The organism is Acinetobacter sp. T63 (genome assembly GCF_053852345.1).
Map to the genome: position 1 here is coordinate 2,803,709 of NZ_CM132659.1, position 21,023 is coordinate 2,824,731.

The following is a 21,023-nucleotide window of genomic DNA, read 5'->3' on the forward strand; positions in this document are numbered from 1 at the left end:
TAATTTTTAATTCGAATTATATTCATGATGAAAACTAACAAGTTTGTAGGGTGCTTGTAATTTAGACTTTGGTCGTTAAATTTTGAGCAATTCAAACTGATGCGTTCACGAATAGAGTATTATAACGCGAGATAAATACACCGCGGGTATTATGAACAGCTGGCTGATTATCGGGGTGTTAGCCCTTTATATTGCATTACTTTTTATTTGTGCATTTTTTGGTGAAAAACATGCGAGCCGCCTCAGTACGCGCGGTCGTATGCTGCTGTTCAGTCTGACCTTGGGCGTCTACTGTTCATCCTGGACCTTTTACGGGGCCACTGGTGCAGCGGTACGTGAAGGCATTATCTTCCTGCCGATCTATTTAGGGCCGCTCTTGTTCGTGGCGGTTGGCTATGACATCTGGCGCCGTTTGGGTCGGGTCCGGCAACATCATGCCATTTCCTCGATTGCCGACTTCGTGGCAGCGCGATATGGCAAAAGTGGTGCCCTGGCCTCGCTGGTGACCATTCTGGCAGTCATTGCGATTATTCCCTATCTGGCCCTGCAGTTACGCGCAATTGCCTTAAGTGCTGCCGTAATTCTGGATCAGACCACCCATGTCGAAAGTACCACCAATGGTGTACTGTTTTTAACCGCGCTGCTGGCAATTCTGGCGATGCTGTTTGGCACCCGGCAAATTGCCAACACCGAACAGCACGGCGGTTTAATGCTGGCGGTGGCGTTTGAATCTTTCGTCAAGCTGTTTGCCCTGCTCTGTGTGGCCGGTTTCTTTGTCTTTGAATCGGCCGATAACCTGAAGCAGATCAGCAATGATGTGGCCCAGACCTTCCATGAAGTGCAGCTGTTGGGCGTACCGGAAACTTTCTGGGTGCAAACCCTGCTGGCCGCACTGGCGATTATCTGCTTGCCACGCCAGTTCCACGTGGCGGTGGTCGAATTACGCGATGAAAAACATATTCGCGGGGCACGGCGCTGGTTTGCCGTTTATCTGATTTTAACCACCATCGCGATTATTCCAATTGCCAGCTGGGCCTTACATGCCGCGCCGCAATATCTGATGATTCCGGATGTCGCGGTGCTGTCCTTACCGCTCAGCTATAATCAGGAATGGCTGACCTTACTGGCCTTCCTGGGTGGTTTTTCGGCTTCAACCGGGATGTTGCTGGTGTCTTCAGTGGCGCTGTCGATCATGCTCAGTAATGACCTGATCATGCCGGCGCTGTGGCGCTCGGGCCTGATTTCGCGTCATGACAAACGGTTGCCACTGGTGCTGAAATTCACCCGCCGCATCTGTATTCTGGCGGTGATGCTGCTTGGCTTCCTGTTCTTCCATTTCTTTAATGATATTGACCAGCTTTCGGTCTTCGGTTTACTGGCCTTTAGTGCGGTAGCGCAGTTCTCCCCTGCCCTGATTGGCGGGCTGTACTGGCGCGGCGGCAGTAAACAGGGCGTCTATGCCGGCCTGATTGTCGGTTTTATCATGTGGGCCTATACCCTGCTCTGGCCAACGGTTTTACGCAGTCTGCCAGAACAGTTCTCGGCGATTACCCAGTATTATTTAACTGTGGGGCCATTTGGTATTAATGGCTTACGTCCGGAAGCGCTGTTAGGTTTTGAATCATTTGCGCCGCTGACACATGGTGTGGTCTGGTCACTTGGTCTGAACCTGTTGCTGTATGTCTGGGTATCGCGCATATTCCGCCCGAGCGTGGCCGAACAGATTCAGGCTGAAAGTTTCTTCTACTATGAAACCAAGCCGCTGCCATCGCACACCACCAGCAATGAAGTCAGCTATTCGCATCAGGATGTGGCGCGTTTAAAAGTCGGTGACCTGATTACGCTGGCCAAACGCATTACCGGCGATGAGCCAACCATGCAGGCCTTCCGGCAGTTCAGTGAACAGAATAATGTGGTGCTGAATGAAAACAGCAATGCCAACGGCATGTGGTGGCGTTTTACCGAACAGTACCTGGCCGGCACCATTGGCGCGGCATCGGCGCGAACCCTGCTCACCACGGCGATGGTCAACAATGGTCTGGCGCTAGGTCAGGTCGCCAATATTCTTGACCAGGCCTCCCAATGGCAGCGCTTTAACCAGAATCTGATCATGACCATGATCGACCACATGACCCAGGGGGTGAGCGTGGTCGATGAAAATATGTGTCTGGTGGCCTGGAACAATCAATATCTGAAACTGTTTGATTATCCAAAAGATATTGTCTATGTCGGCTGTCCAATTGCCGACCTGATCCGCTATAACGCCGAGCGCGGCGAATGTGGCCCGGGCTCGGTGGAAGAACACGTGCGTAAACGGATTCACTGGATGAAAGTCGGCAGTGCGCATGAGTTTGAACGTATCCGTAAAGATGGCCGCGTGATTCAAATGCGCGGTAATCCGATTGAAGGCGGTGGCTTCGTGACCACCTTTGCCGATATTACCGCCTTCCGTGAAAATGAAGCGGTCCTTGAAGCACGTGTACAAGACCGTACCCAGCAATTGGCCGATGCCCTGGCCGAACAGCAGCTGGCGCGCGAACAGGCCGATAAAGCCAATATGTCCAAGAGCCGCTTTATTGCCGCGGCCAGTCATGACCTATTACAGCCGATGCACGCAGCCCGTCTGTTCAGTACCGCGCTAGAGCAAAGCATCCAGTCGGATGATGACCGTAAAACCTTGCAGCAGCTGGATCGTGCCCTGCATGGCGCTGAAAGTATGCTGTCTGCGCTGCTGGATATTGCCCGTTTAGAAGGCGGCACCATTCAGCCGAAACGTCAGCCTTATCCACTGCATGACTTGCTCAGTGATCTGGAACTGCAATTTAAATCCATTGCCGCGCAGCGGGGCATCCAGTTTGCCGTGCATGATGCCCAGTTCTGGATTGACACCGATCCGCAATGGATTCGCCGGATTATCCAAAACTTTGTCAGCAATGCACTGCGTTATACCGCCAAAGGCAAAGTCGTGGTCGGGGTATTACGTTCTGCACAGCGTCCGCAGCATATCCGCATCGGGGTCTGGGATACCGGTCCCGGCATTGCCGAAGAACAGCGCATTAAACTGTTCCAGGAATTTGAACGTTGCGGCCATACCTCGCCGTGGGGTGAACAGGGTCTGGGCCTCGGTCTGGCCATTGTGCAGCGTATGACCAGCCTGCTGGATTATCCGGTCTATGTCTATTCCACTCTCGGACAGGGCTCCTGCTTCATGATTGAAGTACCGGTGGTGGATGCACCTAAAGCCGTGGCTGCACCGGTTCAGGCCGTACCGCTGAAAACCAAGGCCTATAAAATTCTGTGTCTGGATAATGATGAAACCATTTTAGAAGGCATGGCGACCTTATTGGGCAAATGGGGCTATCAGGTCTTTAAAGCCACCGAACCGGAACAGGCCCTGGAGATTATCCAGCAGGAAAATATTCAGGTCTGGCTGGTCGATCAGCATTTAAATAACAATAAAGTCGGTCTGGACTTTATTCTGGCCAACCGTCAGGAAAATGTACCAGTGGCATTAATTACCGCCGATTCGGATCCGGAATTACCGCAGCGTCTAAAAGAGCTGAATATCGTGTTGCTGAAAAAACCGCTGAAACCGGCCTCCTTGCGAGCCTGGTTATCCGGTCTGAAAATTTCAGCTTAGGCTGACATATTTTGAAACCTCTTTGCGGCTTCGGTAACAAAGAGGTTTTGTATTTTGGGCCTGAAAATGGCGATTTATTGCAGCCCGCTAGGCAAAACTGCTCAAAACAGGCGCTATCTGCCTGACAGCCATTGGCAGAAAATTCCATTGAATTATTTACTATGGCAAAGGCTACCAAAAATCTCAGTGTACAGCTGTATACCTGGTTACAAAATTTTAATCTTATGATTTTTAAAATTATTTTTTGATTAAAAAATACACATTAGACTTTAGTCGTATATCTGATATGTAGCAATACGCGCATAAAAAAGACATTAAAAAGAAAAGATCAGTGTTTAGTCTGGAGATGAGCCCCTGAACGTCCTGTCCGGAGCTGATCATCATCCAGCCTAGAGGAGTTTTTTGATGAGTCTTTCAAGCGCAGTACAGCAAGGTCATGAGCAGAACCAACAGTTTCACCGTCAGTATGGCGCCAATGCCCTGTTGCCGGCCATCGACTGGAAAACCCTGTTTCAGCACAGCAAATTAGAACATGCGCATATTGAAGCCCTGAATACCATTTATCAAACCGCTGTACCGCTGGCCTTACAGGTCTTTGATGAACTGCATTTTGATGTATTTAGTCCAGCAGCCTATAAACCACAAGGACTGGGCCTGTTTGAAAAACTGTCTGAACAGGAACAGAGACTGCTGCGTTCGCTGGAAACTGAATGTGACTGTCTTGGTGCCACCACCCGTCACCAGATCTGGAGCATGCTGCTGCGCGGTGGTGCGGTCCTGGTATTTAAAGCCTGGCTCGGCAAAGTCAAAACCGATAAAACCGAACTCGATACCAGCCAGTTTGATGAACTGTCCGATTTACTGTTTATCAAAACCCCGCCGCATGAACTGGCACAGCGTTTAGGTGTGGATATTCATTCCCATGAAGATCATATCTTCCTGATGTATGGCAATGATGTCTATTTGGACCGTTTTAACAGTCTGGAAACTGCCGCGCTATTTGTCGATTTAGGCGTCTATGATCCGGCATTTTTAAGCCTGCGCGATAACCGTATTGCCGACTACTTAAAATCTCAGGACTATGTGACTCAGGAACAGATTGATGAATTGCAATGCGCTTTGAATCCGCTGTTCTGTACCGATGCCACACCGAAACAGGATTGTCTGGCTTAAGCCTTAGCCGATCTGCAAAACAAAAAGGACATCATTTGATGTCCTTTTTATATATTTTTCAATATTTAGATTTTCTTTTCTTCAATATTCAGCGCATTAATCGCCAATACCGCCTGGGTACGGTTTTGTACGCCCAGTTTACGGAAAATCGCCGTCACGTGTGCCTTAATGGTCGCTTCAGAAACATCCAGTTCATAGGCAATCTGTTTATTCAGCAAGCCTTCAGCCACCATCATCAACACACGGAACTGCTGCGGCGTTAAGGACTGAATCCGCTCTGCCAGTGCAGTTTCATCGGCAGCACGCGGGTCAAAATTGACATTGGCCGGCAGGTTTGGCGGTAACCAGATTTCCCCTTCCAGCACCTGACGAATCGCTTCGCCAATATGGCTTGGGTGGGCAGATTTTGGAATATAGCCCATGGCACCGTGCGCAATGGCACGCTGGATAATCGACACTTCTTCATGTGCCGACACCACAATAATCGGAATTGAAGGATATTGTGCACGCACATGCACCAGCGCCGAGAAACCCGAAGCGCCTGGCAAGTTTAAATCGAGGAGAACAAGATCAGGTTCAGGTCCTTTTTCTAAACGTTCATAGAATTCATTGACTGCAGCAGTTTCATGAATTTGAGCTTGCGGTAAGCTATAGCGTACAGCCTGAATTAAAGCATGACGAAACAGCGGATGATCATCAACGATTAAAATATTCATAAGTGACGTGAGAGATCTTGTGCACAATGGCTCCTATTCTACCCATACAAATGCGGTTAAGGATATGCAAGAGTGAACTATTTTTGGCTTAAACGAGATTTTTTGTCCGATTATTCATATTTTCTTACATTTTCTTAAATCTGAGATAGGAAATCTGATTTTGATATAACATTTATCAGCCTGATTCAGATGCTTATCTGAGTCGCATATAAGTATAAATTTCAATTATTTATTTCATTAAATTTGGTTATTAATTGCTCATTTTAAAGTTATCTGAAAAACAGATAACTTTTCTGTATTTGCTTATTTTACAGGGTAATTCAACTATTGATTAATAACAGACATTCCGAGATCAACCACAATTCAGGTAAGCCTATGTCTGTTTTCAATTCAACCAAACCGCTCAATATTGTCGCAGTATCGGGCGGCTTAAATCATCCGTCTAAAACCGAAGCTTTGGTGCAAGCCATTATTGATGAACTGGGCGAAGCCACCCCGATTCAGGTGCATTTTATTAAATTCAGTGAAATTGCCCCTTTGCTGGGCGGTGCCATTTACCGCAAGCAGTTACCACAGCGCGTGCAGGATGATCTGGCTGCCGTTGAAGCAGCGGATGCATTAATTGTCGGTACACCGGTATATCGCGCCTCCTTTACCGGTCTATTCAAACATTTCTTTGATTTTGTCGAACAGACTGCGCTGGTAGATGTACCGGTATTACTGGCGGCATCGGGGGGTAGTGACCGCCATGCCTTGGTACTGGAGCATCAGCTGCGTCCGTTATTCAGCTTTTTCCAGGCGCAAACCTTGCCTATTGGTGTCTATGCCACAGACCGTGACTTTACCCTGGAATACACCATCCATAGCGAGGCCCTGCGTGACCGGATTACGTTGGCTGTGGCACGCGCCCTGCCCATTCTGGAATGGGCACCGGCCAAAGGCCAGCGCGCCGAAGTGGTGAAAAGTAAAACCCAGCAGGCCAACCAGAACCTGGGCATTAATAAACAGATTGAGCAGGATGAAGTACTACCTTCTGCTGCAGTACCTAGTCTGGATGCAGCAGAATCGCGTCTGCATCAGAACAAGGTCAAACCGCAAGTCGCGTAATTGGCTGACCCGCTGGCATTCCCTTCTTCCGAGTGAAGTCTTGGCCATTGATCCTGCGGATTCAGGCTTGCAGCAGCCTGGGTCCGCAAGCTTGCAGCGAAACATCGCTGCAATGCCGGATCAAATAAACACAACAACAGGCCCCTTATTTTTCCCTCAAGACTCGGCTTGAGGGATTTTTTCATTTTATCTGACTCAATGAAATGAGAATGAAGCGGTTTTAGTCCTAAGAATAAAAACTGGGATCTGGCACTTTGCCAGTCAGCACCCATTCGCCCAGTTCCTGATATTTATAATCTACCGGATCATGCAGGGTCTGAGTACGCACATTGCGCCAGAAACGGTCCAGATTCAGCTGGGCGGTGGTGGCCCGTGCGCCCATTACCTGAAACATCTGCTCGGTAATATATAAAGAGGTATTGGTCGAGGCAATTTTGGCCGTAGCAATGGCCACCGCTACTTCACCGCGCTGTTCAGCCGTGAGTTCCGGTCCGATGCGCCAAGCCTGCTGCACACTCTGCACGGCTTTATCTGCCAAAAGCCGGACACTTTCTAGCTGCAGATAAAACTCGGCGCAATGCCGTTGAATAAACGGGTCATCCACCGCCTGCTCGACCCGAGATTTGGACCAGGCTTTTTGACCTTGCACGCTCTGAATCGCTGTTTCAAATGCCCCTTCGGCCACACCCAAAAACAGATGCACAAAAATCAGTTGTGCAATTAGCGGCCGCAAACTGGCATAAGGCGTACTTAGCGGTCCGGGATTCAGCAGCAATTCATGTTGATGAACACGCACCTGTTCAAAATGGGTCGTGCCGCTATCGGTCTGGCGCTGTCCCATATTGTGCCAGTCACCCAGAAAATGGACACCACTCCGGGTACTCGGAATCACCGCAATCAAAAGCCTGCCGGTCGCATCATAACCGGAACAGAGCAACAGGTCTGAATCGACCGAACCGGAGCAGAAGCTTTTATCGCCCTGAAACAGATATTCAGAATCTGCAACCGGTGTGACCGTGGTACGCCGATCCAGCGGATTCAGAGCATTGCCCCAAAACAGCTGCTGCTGAACTGTCTGTTGCAACCAGTGCTGATATTGTGCGGGCTGGGCGAACAGCTGCACGGTGGCAATCAGTAAATGATGAAATGCATAGACATGCGCCAAGGAGCTGTCCGCTTGTGCCAAAATCTGGACCGTTTTAAATATAGTCGACCAGGCGGCACCCTGCCCGCCATATTCTGTCGGAATTGATAAACTCAGCAAACCGCTACGGCGAATCAGATCACGCTCTGCTTTGGGATTACCGCCCTGCCGGTCACGTTCAGCAGCGGTCTGGGCAAACTGGCGGGCCAGTTGTCGGGCAATTTCACGCGGGTCTAAAACAGTGGCCGTAGTCGGGTTCATCTGAAAATCATATCCTTGATCAATCGTAATACTGTGGGTGGAGCTGGCTGTTGTGCTCGCATCGTGTCCAGCTATGCTACACGGTTTTCAGCATAAAAATACCGCCTGCGAGAGGCGGTATTTTAATATTTATTTTTAACGGCTGGCTTGCACCGTGGCAATCAGCTGATCTACCACTTGTGGTTCTGCCAGGGTTGAGGTATCGCCCAGACTATCCAGCTCATTGGCGGCAATTTTTCTCAAGATCCGGCGCATGATTTTACCGGAACGGGTTTTTGGTAAGGCCGGTGCCCAATGCAGCGCATCTGGAGTGGCCACCGGTCCCAGATTTTTCCGGACCCAGTTGACCAGTTCGGTACGCAGCTCATCACTTTCTGTCACGCCGGCTTGCAAGGTAACAAAGGTACAAATGCCCTGACCTTTAATATCATGCGGCATGCCCACCACCGCGGCTTCGGCCACCGCATCATGTGCCACCAGCGCACTTTCAATTTCAGCCGTGCCTAGGCGGTGTCCGGAAATATTCAGGACATCATCGACCCGGCCGGTAATCCAGTAATAGCCATCTTTATCGCGGCGCGCGCCATCTCCGGTAAAGTAACTGCCCGGATAGGTGGCAAAATAGGCTTCAATAAAGCGAGCCGGATCGCCCCAGATGGTGCGCATTTGCCCTGGCCAGGAATCCTTGATAATCAGGTTACCTTCGGCTTCACCTTCCAGCTCATTACCTTCAGCATCGACCAGGGCCGGTTGTACCCCAAACAGCGGACGCGTGGCCGAGCCCGGTTTCAGTGGCGTTGCGCCCGGCAGCGGCGACATCAGAATCCCGCCGGTTTCGGTTTGCCACCAGGTATCCACAATTGGGCAGCGGCTTTCACCAACCACGGTGTAGTACCAGTTCCAGGCTTCCGGGTTAATCGGTTCACCAACCGAACCAAGCAGACGTAGACTGCTGCGGTCACTTTCCCGTACAAAGCTGTCGCCTTCACGCATCATGGCGCGAATCGCAGTGGGTGCGGTATATAAAATCGTGACGTTGTGTTTATCAATCAAATGCCCGGTGCGCGCCCAGGTCGGATATTGCGGCACCCCTTCAAACATCACTGTGGTGGTGCCATTCGATAATGGCCCGTAAATTACATAGGAGTGCCCGGTCACCCAGCCGACATCGGCGGTACACCAGAACACATCATCCTGTTTAATATCAAACACTTCACGGAAGGTACTGTTGACATAAGTCAGATAACCGCCGGTGGTGTGCAGCACCCCTTTCGGCTTACCGGTCGAGCCGGAAGTATATAAAATAAATAACGGGTCTTCGGCATTCATTGGCTCAGGCGGGCAAATTTCATTGACCGTCATGATTTCCATGTGATACCACAGGTCACGCCCGGCTTTCATTTCAATCGGGTTACCGGTCCGGTGGACCACAATCACGTTTTGCACCGACTCGGTACCGGCCACAGTAAGGGCCTGATCGACATTGGCCTTTAAATAAATCGGCTTGCCACCGCGCATGGCCGAATCTGCGGTAATCACCAGTTTGGCCTGGCTGTCTTCAATCCGGCTGGCCAGCGAATCTGGAGAGAATCCACCAAACACCACACAATGCACCGCGCCAATCCGGGCACAGGCCAGCATGGCAATGGCAGCCTCGGACACCATTGGCATATACAGCACTACGCGGTCGCCTTTGGTGACGCCATTTTTCTTCAGCACATTGGCAAAGCGGCAGGTTTCATCGTACAGCTCACGGTAGGAAATAATTTTATGCCGTGAAGGATGGTCACCTTCCCAAATAATTGCCGGTTTATAAGGATGTTCTTTTAAATGCCGGTCCAGACAGTTGGCACTGACATTGAGCTGGCCATCGGCAAACCATTCAATCTTGAAATTGTCCGGATCAAAATTGGTATTTTTGACCTGGGTAAACGGTTTAATCCAGTCCAGACGCTTGGCCTGCTCGGCCCAGAACTCGTCGGGTTGTTCAATGGATTGCTGATAACGTTCGAAATATTCTGCCTCGTTGGTACGCGCAGTTTTCTTAAATTCTTCGGGTACAGGATAGATCTCATTCATATTATACTTCCTTGATCTTCTCTCATCTCATCACGAGATATATGCCACATTCTTGATTTTTTATTTCTGCATATCAGCAGTATGACGCTTATTTTTTCTCCACCACAATCATGCTTTGGTCGTAGCGATTGATTTAATTTTAAGCACAGATACACCAGCAGATTCAATGTCTTTGCCGTACTTTTCAGTATAAAAGCAGTAGCTTTATCTATAAAAACAACCCGCTTGCAGTCAAAACCGCAGTGTACTTTGCAAAAATCGGCAGCGCGCTTGCAGAATGTTTATTAAAATCCGGCCGGATTTCAGGCAAAATACAATTTTATTGCTGAGGACTGGCAGATTCGTGGCCGAAGAAAAAACCCAACTGGGCGAAGTCACCCAAGAAACTTCCGAGCTGATTCAACAGGCCACGGAAAAAACCACCCAGACAGTCATTGAACATACCCATAAATACAATGATGCCTATTCTGCTATTGATAAAATCATGGAAGGCTTCTGGGAGCGTGTGCCCTATTTCCTGATCGCGCTTGGCGTGATTCTGATTTTCTGGCTGATTGCCCAGCTGTTTAAATTTTTTGTGAAAAAAACCTTATCCAACCGCAGTTATACCCGGCAAAATCTGGTGCTGGTACTGAACCGGGTTGGCAGTTCGGTGATTATCTTCTTCGGTTTCTTAATTGGTCTGGTGATTGCCATTCCTGGTTTTACCCCGGGCCAGCTGATGAGCGCCCTCGGGATTGGCTCGGTTGCCATTGGCTTTGCCTTTAAGGATATTTTCCAGAACCTGCTTTCCGGCGTGCTGATTTTACTGGGTGAGCCCTTTAAAATTGGCGACAGCATTCTGGTGAATGGATTAGAAGGTACGGTCGAAGATATCCAGATTCGCGCGACCTTTTTACGCTCGGCCGATGGTCGCCGCATTGTGATTCCCAATGCCACGGTCTATACCAGCGCCATTACTGTCAATACTGCCTTTCCACGCCGCCGCTGCGAATTTGTGGTCGGCATTGGCTATGAAGATGACATTCAGAAAGCCAAAGATCTGGTGATGTGCATTCTGAAACGTGACCCGACTATTCTGACCCAGCCGGAATTTAGCGTTAATGTCGATGCGCTGGCCAATTTCTCGGTCAATTTACGCGTGCAATGGTGGATTAATACCAGCGAAACCAATAGCGCGGCATCTATCAGTAAAATTCAGGAAGAAGTCATTCAAAGCTTTGCCGAACAGGGCATTTCCATTCCTTACCCGGTGCAGGAAGTGAAAGTCTATCGCGGTGATCCATCGGTGGCAGACAGCTCAGAGGCTAAATAAACGTCCCAGCACATACGGAATCACGGTTTCTGTACGGATAATCCGGTTGCCCAGACTCACCGCCTGGCAGCCGTTATGTATCAAAAGATCGACCTCATAAGGAATAAAACCGCCTTCCGGCCCAATCACAATGCTGCACGGGTGCTGAATCGCGGCGGGCATGCGCATCTCTGCATAGGGATGTGCCACATAGGCGGGACAATCGGCGCTAATCAGACCCGGTAAAACATCTTCAACAAAGGGTTTAAAGCGTTTGTACAGTTCAACTTTTGGTGCAATGGTATCGCCGGCCTGCTCCAGCCCCAGTTCAATATAATGCTCCAGCTGCTGTAAAAATGGCGTCTGCCAGTAGCTTTTATCGACCCGATAGCTATGCATCAGGATAATTTTTTCCACCCCGACCGTGACTGCATCCATAATTAAACGGCGCAGCACTTTCGGACGTGGTAAAGCCACAATTAACGTCACTGGCAATTTTGCTGGCACAGCTTCTTCTTTTAACGGTTTTAGGCGAACCGTTTTGTCTGTAATTTCGATAATTTCCGTGAGATACCGTTTGCCTTCACGAATCCCAACTTTCAGGGTATCACCAACCTGAATATCCAAATGCTGTTGCAAATGCGCTAACTGCCGCGTTGAATTAATTGACCACAGTTCAGATTCAGTTTGGCGAGGATCAAGAAGGACAATATTCATAAAAAAAATAACTCAACAAATCCATCACTGGATAGGCGGAAACGTCATCCACAACGGTCCGAGGCAGGACTCCTTTTTCCAAACTAAAGTAAAAGAAGAAGAGTTCCTGGCATTAAATCGATAAAGAGAAGGCTCAGTTTTAATCTGATCTCGTAAATCCATGAAAATCAGCTTCTTTACCCATCAGAATATCATCAAAGATATTGATCAATCACCGAAATATGCTTTGCCAGTGAACCCTGATTCTGCCGCATAATCTTTTGTGCTGCAGTATTTAAAGTCAGTGCTTTGGAGGAATCCGATAAGATCTCCAGCATGGTCTGTGCCGCTTGTTCAGCATTCTCTACCACCACCACCGCTTGAGCGTCGAGAAACTCATCAACAATGGTCTGAAAATTAAAATAATTCTTGCCCAGAATGGTCGGCACATGCAGCGCAATCGGCTCCAGAATATTGTGTCCACCGCCCGGTTCATTTAAAGAACCGCCGACATAACAAGCTTGGCTAAGTGCATACCATAGCCACATCTCACCCATTGAATCTGCCAGATAAATCTGGGTATCCGCTTCAATTTTCTGTCCCAGGCTACGGCGTTGGGTGCGCAAACCCAAAGCCTGTGCCGCGTGAAAGACCTCATCAAAACGTTCCGGATGGCGCGGCACCACAATACAGACCAGTGCCGGATCTGCCATCAAGGCTGGTTTTAACGCGGCCAGTACGTCTTTTTCTTCTGGAGCATGGGTGCTGGCCAGTGTGATCACTTTACGGCCTGTCAGCTGCCAGTCCTGCTGCAACATTTTGGCCTGTTCAATAAAAGCAGGCGGTGCACTAATATCAAACTTGATACTACCCACCACCTGGGTCTGTTCAGCAGCTGCACCCAGTGCCACAAAGCGGCTATGTGAGGCCTGATCTTGCACCAACAGCTGCGTCAAACCCTGCAACATCGCCCGGGTCAGGCCGGAGACTTTGGCATAGCCTTTGGCCGATTTTTCAGACAGCCGTGCATTTAGCAACAGGCATGGCACATGGAAGTTTTTGGCCTGATCAATCAGGTTCGGCCACAGCTCGGTTTCTATCAACAGCAATAATTTCGGCTGATATTTCTGATAAAAATCCCGAATCAGATGTTTCTGGTCAGCTGGTAAATACACTGCCTGAAACAGCGCCTCATACGGTGCTTTTAAAAAGAGAGATTTAGCGCGTGCCTGTCCGGTTTTGGTGGTGTTGGTGACCAGCACCGGATGACCGGCTTTTAAATAATGTTCAATTAAAGGCTGGGCCGCGTTGGTTTCTCCCACCGAGACCACATGAAACCAGATCGCCTGCAGATTTTTCGGCGGCTGAAATGGCCCAAAACGCTCTACAATTTCCTGCTGATACTGCGCTTCACTCTCGGCCCGCTTTTTAATACGCGACCGATACAACGGTTTTAGAACAGATAACGCTGCGTTATACCAAAACGGAGTAGCCAAAGAGATGCCTCAAACTGATTTTTGCCCTGAGAATATAACAGAGCCCTATCCGCATGTTAATGGATATGGCTCCAAATAAAAAAGCACAGCAATAACGTGGCTGCTTTAGTCGGCAGTCACCACGCTTTCAGCCAGAGTTGGATAATCGGTATAGCCTGCTGCGCCCTGCACCCCAATCATGGTCTCCAGCTGCAGTTCATTTAGCGGTGCATCATCCAGCAGACGCTCATATAAATCCGGGTTGGCAATATAGGCCTTACCAAAAGACACGGCATCGGCTTTGCCTGAAGCCAGCAGTGCAATCGCATCGGCACGGCTTAAACGCATATTGGCAATGTAGGGAACACCACCTGAACGCTGTTTCATATACTCAGAAATACTGTCTTCTGCCAAATATTCACGGGTAAAGAAAAACGCGATCTGACGTTTACCCAATTCCTGCATCACATAGCCAAATGTTTCACGTGGATCATCATCGCCCATATCATGCTCATCACCGCGCGGTGCAAGGTGTACACCCACACGACCGGCACCCCAGACTTCAATCAAGGCATCCACCACTTCCAGCAAGAAACGGGCACGGTTTTCAACTGAACCGCCATACTGATCTTCACGCTGGTTGGTCTTGCTTTGCAGGAACTGGTCAATTAAATAGCCATTGGCCGCGTGCAGTTCTACCCCGTCAAAACCGGCGTCTTTGGCACGTATCGCTGCCTGTTTATATTGCTCGGTAATCGCGTGAATTTCAGCAATTTCTAGCGGACGTGGCAGCACATAAGGACGTTTTGGACGCAGCAAGCTGACATGACCAGCCTGTTGCACAGCGCTGGCAGACACTGGCGTTTCGCCTTGAAGTAAATCGGGATGCGACACCCGGCCCACATGCCATAACTGCGCCACAATTAAACTGCCGCGCTCATGCACTGCATGGGTGACCCGCTTCCAGCCTTCAACCTGAGCATCGCTAAACAGGCCCGGAGTATTTAAATAGCCATTGGCTTCTTCAGAAATGACTGTGGCTTCAGAAATAATCAGACCGGCGCTGGCACGCTGGGCATAATATTCCGCCATTAATGCCGTCGGAACGCGATCATCCGTAGCCCGACTACGGGTTAAGGGTGCCATCACCACACGATTTTTTAACTGGAGTTGACCCAGGGTTAAGGGAGTATTCAGTTCTGCCATAGATGCCTCTGTAGCTGCACGCGACCAAACAGATGCTGTTTTGTCTTAGAGTGAGCTTTCTAAAAATTCAATATATTGCTGAATCAGGGCTTCGTTGCGGGAGAAATAGGACCATTGACCATGTTTTTCAGCCTGAATTAAACCGGCCTGCTGTAACACAGATAAATGATTGGACATGGTTGACTGCGACACCTTACCGAGTTTTTCGATATTGCCGGCACAGACGCCACGTTGAAAGCCGCCGCACTGCTCTTCTGACAAAAACTGTTCCGGATGTTTTAACCAGAGCAAGATTTGTCGGCGCGTCGGATTGGCTAAGGCTTTAAAAATTAAATCAATATCCATAATTCAGGCACGTCGCATCAGGCTGTGTTCAAGGAACGCAACAAAGCACTATTCAGTGTTCTTATCCAATATATCGTATTTTTTCGATTTATATATCGATTTTTTTAGATATATTAGTTTTACACTGCTAGTGCCTTGTTGTTGATACTTTCTTATTGCCAGCGGCTTAAAGCCCCTGCTTTAAGCTCGCTTCAATAAATTTGTCCAGATCACCGTCCAGCACTGCACCTGTGTTGGAGTTTTCGACACCGGTACGCAGGTCTTTAATCCGCGAGTCATCCAATACATAAGAACGGATCTGGCTGCCCCAGCCGATATCTGACTTGGAATCTTCAAGCGCTTGCGCAGCTTCGTTACGTTTGTTCATCTCCAGTTCATAGAGTTTGGCACGTAACTGTTTCCAGGCATGGTCACGGTTGGCATGTTGTGAACGCTGGTTCTGACAGGCCACCACAATACCGGTTGGAATGTGGGTTAAACGCACGGCAGAGTCAGTTTTGTTAATGTGCTGACCACCAGCACCCGATGCACGATAGGTATCGGTACGGACATCTGACGGATTGATTTCAATTTCAATATTGTCATCTACTTCAGGTGAAACGAACACTGCAGAGAATGACGTATGACGGCGGTTACCCGAGTCAAATGGTGACTTACGCACCAAACGATGGACACCCGATTCAGTCCGCAACCAGCCATAAGCATACTCGCCTTCTACACGAATAGTCGCAGATTTAATCCCGGCCACATCACCGTCTGATTCTTCCATCAGCTCGGCCTTAAAGCCATGACGCTCAATCCAGCGCATATACATACGCAGTAGCATTGAAGCCCAGTCTTGTGCTTCGGTACCGCCAGAACCGGCCTGAATTTCGACATAGCACGGGTTCGGGTCCATTGGATTGTTAAACATCCGGCGGAATTCAAGTTTTGCCAACTCTTCTTCAGCGGCGCTCAATTCGGCCTGCACATCTTCCAGCATGGCTTCTTCATCGGCTTCCACCGCCAGATCCAGCATTGCCTGCGCATCTTCGAGCTGTGTTGCCAGACCGTCTAATACATTCAGAACGTTCTCAAGCTCGCCTTTTTCTTTGGCCATGGCTTGGGCGCGGTTCTGGTCATTCCAGATGGCCGGATCTTCCAATTCACGGAGAACTTCTTCTAAACGCTCTTTTTTAAGATCGTAGTCAAAGATACCCCCGTAGTGTTTGACCACGTTCGTTCAAGTCTTTTAGCTGGTTTAGATAAGGATTAATTTCCACGTGAATGCTCTCAAAAAATATCGATAAAACCCGTGTATTGTAGCATAGAGCCAATCAGGAGTAAGAGGCGCCTGCATCCACTCAACTAAAATGATGGATATAAACTTAGACGGCCATGATGAGCACAACCTACAGAACCCAGCAAACTAGAAGAAAGATCAAGAAAAAACCACGTTTAAAATTCGGTTTAATTGCCCGTTCTTGGCTTTCAAATTGATAAAAATGAAATTTTTCATCTTTCGCAAAAGGGTTTTACAAAGCCGCATCATAACTTATAATACAGCGCAAAAATTATACAAATTGACCTAAATTCACAGAATCTCCATACTTTTAATAAAACAAAACATTAATTATTTTATATTATTTATCAATATCTTAAAATTAATCAATTACACAATATTACAGCTGAAACAATGCGGTAACTTTTGCTGGATTGACCAAAATTTTATTTGGCCTAGACTGAAGTTGTAACAAAAAATTAAACAGTCAACCTGATTTCAGAGGGGTAAGATCCATGAAAAAACTAGCAATTGCTTCAGCACTTTTATCTGTATTCGCAGTCGCAGGTACAGCACATGCATACCAAGCTGAAATTGGTGCTTCTGCAGGATTAATTGATCCAGATCATGGCGGCACAAGTGGTTCTTTTGGTGTAGATGGTACCTATTACTTTAACCCTGTTCAAACGCGTAATGCGCCTTTGGCAGAAGCAGCCTTCCTTGATCGTGCCAGCAACGTAAATGCCAAATACCAATATGACGAACTCGGTAATGATGAACGTCATCAATATGGTGTAGGTGCAGAGTACTTTGTACCTAATTCGGACTTTTACTTGAGCGGTAATGTCGGACGTGATGACATTAAATTTGACAGAGGTGGCGATTTTGATACCACTGTATATGGTGCAGAAGTAGGTTATCTGCCAGCACCGGGTCTGTTAATTGCTGCAGGTTTAAAAGGTTATGACAATGACTATGACGACGGTGTAGACCCTACCTTACGTGCCAAATATGTCACTACCTTAAGCAATGGTAAAGATATTAACCTTGAAGCCGGTGCAGCATTCGGCGATCTGGACGAATACAACCTGGCAGCAGATTACTACATTGATAAAACCCTGAGTATCGGTGCAGATTATTACAACAATGATCTGAACGACAACAGCGAGTTTGGTATCAATGCCCGTAAATTCTTCACCCCACAAGTCAGCCTTGAAGGTCGTGTCGGTTTCGGTGAAGCAGGTAGCAACGACTACAACCGCTTTGGTGTAGCAGCAAAATACCGCTTCTAATCTGTATAGAAACGTATAAATCGTAAAAAAACCCATCTTCGGATGGGTTTTTTGCACTGATAAGAAGCATTTAGGTAGTTTTTGCACATTGACTGAACGAATATAAACTGTACAATTTGTTACAACTGTTCATAAAACAGTCATATTTTTATAACAAAGAGAGAAAATCTAAATGTTGAAGAAACTTGCTCTTGCTACAGCACTTATTGCTAGCCTAGGAACTGCACACGCTTATCAAGCTGAAATCGGGGGCACAATTGCTCTTGTAGACCCAGATAATGGGGATACTTCTACTGGTTTTGCGGTTGATGGAACTTATTATTTCAATCCAGTGCAAGTTAAAAACTCGCCTTTGAATGAAGCAGCTTTTTTAAACCGTGCAAGTAATATTAATGCAGCCATTACTTATATGGATTTTGATGTAGTTGAAAGCACTACTTTTGGTGTAGGCGTTGAATATTTCGTTCCGAATACAGATTTCTATGTTAGTGGCAGTATTGGTCAAATAACTTTAGAAGCTGATGGCGCTGAAGATTTTGATACAACAGTATATGCTGCTGAATTAGGTTATCTACCTGTCCCTGGTTTACTTATCGCCGCGGGTCTAGCAGGTTTCGATAATGATGTAGGAGACGATGTAGACCCAACATTACGTGCGAAATATGTCACTCAAGTTGGTGCTTACGATATGAATTTCGAAGGTGGCGTTATTTTTGCTAATGATGAAGCAGTTAACTTAGGCACCGATTTATATCTAGATAAAACATTTAGTGTGGGTCTTGGATATACAGATGATGGCTTAGACGATGCTTTCCAAATTCGCGCTAAGAAATTCTTTAATCAGCAAGTTAGCCTAGAAGGCTCTATTAATTTTGAAGATGCAGGCAATGTATTCGGCGTTCGTGCTGCGTACCGCTTCTAATCTTTTAGATTAAAAGTAAAAAACCGCTCACTTGAGCGGTTTTTTATTGTTGTAAATGTAAAATCCGCAGCTGTAAGCTGACATTGCCATTAAACTCATTGCGTTCCAGCTCATAGACCAAATGCACGCTATCCTGCATCGGGTCAAATGCAAATTTATCTTTGGCGCTAAAAGCAATTGCATCTAATACCTGCCCGTTATTTAAAGCCAGACGCAGCTTTAAATGGCTATCCTTTAACCAGCGATAATCTACAATCTGAAATTGTCCCTCAAAAATTGGCGGTGGAAATTTCTGCCCCCACGGCGCCAAGTGCTGCAAGGTATGCACAGTGTCTAGATGAAAATCTTCTACCGGCAATTCGCCATCGGTCCATAAGGTGGCCTGAAACAGCTCAGGGTCCATGCTGGCAATCAGCTGTTCAAAAATCTGCCTAAATTCCTGAAAATGAGCTTTTTGAATGGTCAGTCCGGCCGCAGCTGCATGTCCACCAAAATGGCTGACCAGATGCGGATACTGCTCGGCTACCTGTTCAATCGCATCACGGATATGAATACCATCAATGGAACGTGCCGACCCTTTAATATGAATACCATCTTCATCAGCCGCAAACACAATACTCGGGCGATGGAACTGTTCTTTCAGCCGACCTGCGACAATACCAATCACCCCTTGATGCCAGTGCGGCTCAAACATGATTAAGGCCGCAGGCAGTTCGCTAGCATCGAGCTGGATTTTTTCCAGTTCCTGCAATGCTTCCTGCTTGATCTGCCCTTCAACCTGACGACGCTCTACATTTAACTGGTTTAACTGTTCAGCGAAGCGATAAGCAGTTTGTGCATCATTGGCCAGCAGACATTCAATACCAATATCCATGGTTTCCATTCGGCCCGCGGCATTAATCCGTGGTCCCAACACAAAACCTAAATCCTGGGCTTTTAGGCTGGCTGCCTCTCGTCCGGCTATATCCAGCAGTGCTGAAATTCCCGGCCGACACAGATGTTGCTGGATTTTTTTCAGTCCGGCATCCACCAGAATACGGTTGTTATAGTCCAGACTGGCCACATCGGCATAGGTGCCCAAGGCCACCAGATCCAGATATTGGGTCAGATTGGAACTGGATTTGCCTTGTTTTTTACGATAGCTGGACAGGTTGGCCAAGACATAAAATGCCACCCCGACGCCAGCCAGCGCTTTACTCGGAAATTCGCAGCCGAGCTGGTTCGGATTGACGACGGCATCCGCCGCTGGTGTAGCTTTGGTGGTCAGGTGATGGTCGGTAATAATAACCTGCATACCATGCGCTTGCGCCTGTTCCACGCCGGCATGGCTGGAAATACCATTATCAACGGTAATTAATAAATCAGGCTGAAAACGGGTAAAGGCCAGATCGGCAATTGCCGGGGTCAGGCCATACCCATATTTAAACCGGTCCGGCACCAGATACTGCACTTTGGCACCCAATTCACGCAAGGCCAGTACCATTAAGGCGGTACTAGTGGCACCATCGGCATCATAATCACCGACAATGACAATCTCTTTGTGCTCGTCAATGGCCTGATCCAGAAGCTGAATGGCCTGATCCAGCCCTTTCATGGTCGGCGCCAGCAAGTGTTTCAGCTTCAGTTCCAGTTCCTGCTCGGATTGCACACCACGTCGCGCCAAAATCTGGGCAATCAACGGCGTCACGCCCTGAAAACTTTCAGGGCGTGTCAGAAAAGGTCGTTGTTTAATCTGTATATTCGACATTTAAGGCATCAGTCGTTGCAGTGTCCATGCCCCATCGGTTTTTTCATAACTTAAACGGTCATGTAAACGATTCGGGCGCCCCTGCCAAAATTCATAATAATCCGGTTCCAGACGATAACCGCCCCAGAATTCCGGCTTGCTCAGTACATCCTGCTCACCCACCTGGGCAGCAAGCTGTGCAAAACGCTGTTGCAACGCTTCACGGCTGGCAATCACACCACTTTGCGGGGTACTGATATGCGCCGCAATCTGGCTGTCACGTGGACGCTTGTTATAGTACAGATGCGACTCTTCCTCTGGAATTTTACTCACCCGGCCGCTAACCCGAATCTGGCGTTCCAGTTCCGGCCAGTAAAACAGCAATTCCGCATAAGGATTTTCCAGTAAGTCGGTGCCTTTCTGGCTGTCATAGTTGGTATAAAAGTCATAACCAAGTTCGGTTGCACCGCGCAGTAGCACGGTACGCACATGCGGACGGCCCTGCGCATTGGCTGTGGCTAAAGACATGGCATAGGGTTCATGCAGCTTGATTTCCAGCGCATGATTAAACCAGTTTAAAAACTGCTGATGCGGATCAGCCAAAGCGGCTGACTCATGCAGCTCGCCTTTTTGATAGCTTAAACGTAATTCACTTAAGTCTTTAATTAAATCAGACATCTATACTC

Annotated in this window: 16 protein-coding genes; 6 read left to right on the forward strand and 10 right to left on the reverse strand. The window is 48.0% G+C overall.

Translation table 11 applies throughout. The features are described from left to right. Nucleotides 1–151 precede the first annotated feature (151 nt). Complete coding sequence (locus ACVLR6_RS13510) at nt 152–3,640, forward strand: hybrid sensor histidine kinase/response regulator (RefSeq protein WP_005180746.1); 3,489 nt, start codon at nt 152–154, stop codon at nt 3,638–3,640. 405 nt (nt 3,641–4,045) lie between these two features. Then, nucleotides 4,046–4,813, forward strand: a complete 768-nt coding sequence (locus ACVLR6_RS13515) for a hypothetical protein (protein WP_168370791.1) — start codon at nt 4,046–4,048, stop codon at nt 4,811–4,813. Nucleotides 4,814–4,878: 65 nt separating this feature from the next. On the opposite strand, the gene ACVLR6_RS13520 is transcribed toward ACVLR6_RS13515, so the two are convergent. Further along, on the reverse strand, nt 4,879–5,529 hold the full coding sequence (locus ACVLR6_RS13520; RefSeq protein WP_005180757.1) for a response regulator: 651 nt from the start codon (nt 5,527–5,529) through the stop codon (nt 4,879–4,881). 375 nt (nt 5,530–5,904) lie between these two features. Between ACVLR6_RS13520 and msuE the strand changes: the two genes are divergently transcribed. Next, nucleotides 5,905–6,636 (forward strand): FMN reductase, encoded by a 732-nt coding sequence (gene msuE, locus ACVLR6_RS13525; protein ID WP_005180758.1) that lies wholly within the window; start codon nt 5,905–5,907, stop codon nt 6,634–6,636. Between the two features lie 226 nt (nt 6,637–6,862). Here msuE and ACVLR6_RS13530 read toward each other — a convergent pair whose 3' ends face one another. Both ACVLR6_RS13530 and acs read right to left on the reverse strand, forming a co-directional pair. Then, entirely contained in the window at nt 6,863–8,041 is a 1,179-nt protein-coding gene (locus tag ACVLR6_RS13530) for an acyl-CoA dehydrogenase family protein (protein ID WP_180048333.1), read from the reverse strand. Between the two features lie 135 nt (nt 8,042–8,176). Beyond that, nucleotides 8,177–10,120, reverse strand: a complete 1,944-nt coding sequence (gene acs / locus ACVLR6_RS13535; RefSeq protein ID WP_104483887.1) for an acetate--CoA ligase — start codon at nt 10,118–10,120, stop codon at nt 8,177–8,179. A 343-nt stretch (nt 10,121–10,463) separates the two neighbouring features. Between acs and ACVLR6_RS13540 the strand changes: the two genes are divergently transcribed. After that, nucleotides 10,464–11,435, forward strand: coding sequence for a mechanosensitive ion channel family protein (locus tag ACVLR6_RS13540; protein ID WP_104513198.1), 972 nt, complete (start codon nt 10,464–10,466; stop codon nt 11,433–11,435). Here ACVLR6_RS13540 and ACVLR6_RS13545 read toward each other — a convergent pair. The 5 genes from ACVLR6_RS13545 to prfB form a co-directional block, all read right to left on the reverse strand. Beyond that, entirely contained in the window at nt 11,421–12,131 is a 711-nt protein-coding gene (locus ACVLR6_RS13545) for a 16S rRNA (uracil(1498)-N(3))-methyltransferase (RefSeq protein WP_455995448.1), read from the reverse strand. The two genes, ACVLR6_RS13540 and ACVLR6_RS13545, sit on opposite strands and share 15 nt — an antisense overlap. Nucleotides 12,132–12,325: 194 nt before the next feature. After that, complete coding sequence (locus ACVLR6_RS13550; protein WP_455995450.1) at nt 12,326–13,606, reverse strand: 3-deoxy-D-manno-octulosonic acid transferase; 1,281 nt, start codon at nt 13,604–13,606, stop codon at nt 12,326–12,328. A 105-nt stretch (nt 13,607–13,711) separates the two neighbouring features. Then, entirely contained in the window at nt 13,712–14,791 is a 1,080-nt protein-coding gene (locus ACVLR6_RS13555; protein ID WP_455995452.1) for an alkene reductase, read from the reverse strand. Between the two features lie 45 nt (nt 14,792–14,836). Beyond that, a complete protein-coding gene (locus ACVLR6_RS13560) occupies nt 14,837–15,136 on the reverse strand; it encodes an ArsR/SmtB family transcription factor (protein WP_104489264.1) in 300 nt (99 codons plus the stop codon). A 166-nt stretch (nt 15,137–15,302) separates the two neighbouring features. Beyond that, nucleotides 15,303–16,398 (reverse strand): peptide chain release factor 2 gene (gene prfB / locus ACVLR6_RS13565; RefSeq protein WP_104470758.1). Its coding sequence is split into 2 segments (ribosomal slippage): nt 15,303–16,325 and nt 16,327–16,398, totalling 1,095 coding nucleotides; the frame shifts between segments, so codons are not numbered across the junction. Nucleotides 16,399–16,912: 514 nt separating this feature from the next. Between prfB and ACVLR6_RS13570 the strand changes: the two genes are divergently transcribed. Next, a complete protein-coding gene (locus ACVLR6_RS13570) occupies nt 16,913–17,689 on the forward strand; it encodes a putative porin (protein WP_104513195.1) in 777 nt (258 codons plus the stop codon). Between the two features lie 172 nt (nt 17,690–17,861). Further along, entirely contained in the window at nt 17,862–18,611 is a 750-nt protein-coding gene (locus ACVLR6_RS13575; RefSeq protein WP_180134204.1) for a putative porin, read from the forward strand. A gap of 43 nt (nt 18,612–18,654) precedes the next feature. Here ACVLR6_RS13575 and recJ read toward each other — a convergent pair whose 3' ends face one another. After that, complete coding sequence (gene recJ, locus ACVLR6_RS13580; RefSeq protein ID WP_168381589.1) at nt 18,655–20,358, reverse strand: single-stranded-DNA-specific exonuclease RecJ; 1,704 nt, start codon at nt 20,356–20,358, stop codon at nt 18,655–18,657. After that, nucleotides 20,359–21,015, reverse strand: a complete 657-nt coding sequence (gene pdxH, locus ACVLR6_RS13585; protein ID WP_005180791.1) for a pyridoxamine 5'-phosphate oxidase — start codon at nt 21,013–21,015, stop codon at nt 20,359–20,361. Nucleotides 21,016–21,023: the final 8 nt, after the last annotated feature.